At 55.1% G+C, this 1,610-nt stretch carries 1 protein-coding gene; it reads right to left on the minus strand.

Annotated elements, in window-relative coordinates:
* Nucleotides 1–21 precede the first annotated feature (21 nt).
* Complete coding sequence (gene dapA / locus ACXJ5O_RS26340) at nucleotides 22–903, minus strand: 4-hydroxy-tetrahydrodipicolinate synthase (protein WP_457302482.1); 882 nt, start codon at nucleotides 901–903, stop codon at nucleotides 22–24.
* Nucleotides 904–1,610: the final 707 nt, after the last annotated feature.

Below are 1,610 nucleotides of genomic sequence, written 5' to 3' on the forward strand. Positions count from 1 at the left end.
AAAAATATGGGATTCCGAACCTTAATTCACCAGACCGGCATGCCGCATCGCCTGATCGATACGGTCGGCGGTATGGGCCTCGACCTGCACCATCGGCGAACGGAGCGCGTTCTGCATTTTGCCAAGCTTCGCCAGCGCATATTTCGGCCCGGACGGGTTGGGTTCAAGAAACAGCGCCTTGTGCAATGGCATCAATTTATCTTGCAATAACAACGCCTTATCATATTCACCAGCCAGCGTTGCCGCCTGAAATTCCGCGCAAAGCCGCGGCGCGACATTCGACGTCACCGAGATGCAGCCATGGCCGCCATGGGCGTTGAAGCCGAGCGCCGTCGCATCCTCGCCGGAGAGCTGGATGAAATCCTTGCCACAGGTGATGCGCTGTTCCGACACGCGTTCGATCTTGCCGGTCGCGTCTTTGACGCCAGCTATGTTCTTGAAATCATTGGCAAGTCTGCCCATCGTCTCCGGCGTCATATCGATGATCGACCGGCCCGGAATGTTGTAGATGATGATCGCCAGCGAAACCGCTTCGGCGATCGCCGCGTAATGGGCGTAGAGGCCGCGCTGGCTCGGCTTGTTGTAATAGGGCGTGACGACGAGAATGGCGTCGGCGCCGGCCTTTTCAGAAAACTCAGCCAATTCAATGGCTTCACGCGTATTGTTGGAGCCTGCGCCCGCAATCACCGGCACGCGCCCGGCCGCTTCCTCGATGCAAACCTCGACGACGCGCTTGTGTTCCGCATGGGACAGCGTCGGCGATTCACCAGTGGTGCCAACGGGGACCAACCCGTTGGTTCCATTGTCTATTTGCCAGGAAACGAAGCCACGAAAGGCTTTCTCGTCGAACGCGCCGTCCTGATCGAAGGGCGTGACGAGAGCGGTGATTGAGCCTTTCAGCATGGGAAACTCCGAAATAATAATGATCAGCCCCGAGACCCTGTCCGGTCACGAGGTGGCGCACCATAGTCGCGCGGGCTTTTGGTTACAAGTTCCTTTTGGTGATGGAAATCATCAACTTGAGACAACTAAAATTCCCGCGCCGGTTGAAATTCTTGCGCCCGAATCGCGGTTTCTTGCATCAGAATCGGCAATGTTTGTATGAGTTCGGCATGAATTCGCACCATTTGCGCATCCAGATCGGGACCTGAGCATCGCAAACATGCCAATTTCGGCCTCCGAACCGTATTTCAGGCGCAAATTAAAGAAACGCTCGTTCAATTAAGCGCTGGTTCATATGAGAACGCTTTTCGCGAATTCATGCAACTTGACGTAGTTGCCAAGTTGAAGCGAGCCTCTTTGACGCGCAACATGCCAAGTAACGATTTTGCCCTTTCAAGAACAGCGTGCGGTGCGTTCGAGTAATAGCTTTCTGCGCCGGAAACACCTTACCGTGGATAAGTCCGAACTTATCCACGCATTTGCGTCTTTGGAAAAGTTGGCAAAGCACCTCCCTCTCCGTCATCCTAAAGTACCACAGTTCCGTCATCGAAAGCACTTCCCCTCCGATATTCGTGGAGTACCCCCGCTCCGTCATCCTCGTCCTCGGGTTWAACCCGAGGACGAGGATGACGGAGAGGAGGTGCTTTAGGATGACGGAGAGGTGGTGC

This window comes from Phyllobacterium sp. P5_D12 (assembly GCF_054049495.1).

Bases quoted from the DNA above. Each gene is read 5' to 3' on its own strand.
- dapA (WP_457302482.1), bottom strand. From the start codon at position 903: ATGCTGAAAGGCTCAATCACCGCTCTCGTCACGCCCTTCGATCAGGAC.